Raw genomic sequence first — 245 nt, forward strand, 5'->3', positions numbered from 1 at the left:
GGGGGGGGGGGGGGGGGGGGGGGGGGGGGGGGGGGGGGGGGGGGGGGGGGGGGGGGGGGGGGGGGGGGGGGGGGGGGGGGGGGGGGGGGGGGGGGGGGGGGGGGGGGGGGGGGGGGGGGGGGTGGGGGGGGGGGGGGGGGGGGGGGGGGGGGGGGGGGGGGGGGGGGGGGGGGGGGGGGGGGGGGGGGGGGGGGGGGGGGGGGGGGGGGGGGGGGGGGGGGGGGGGGGGGGGGGGGGGGGGGGGG

At 99.6% G+C, this 245-nt stretch carries 1 protein-coding gene; it reads right to left on the minus strand.

What is annotated here, in order from left to right; all coding sequences use genetic code 11:
* A partial coding sequence (locus QMX80_RS19335) for a hypothetical protein (RefSeq protein WP_282278790.1) occupies positions 1–245 on the minus strand: 245 nt, incomplete at both ends.

Source organism: Stenotrophomonas sp. PS02297, assembly GCF_029959705.1.
Lineage (GTDB): Bacteria > Pseudomonadota > Gammaproteobacteria > Xanthomonadales > Xanthomonadaceae > Stenotrophomonas > Stenotrophomonas nitritireducens.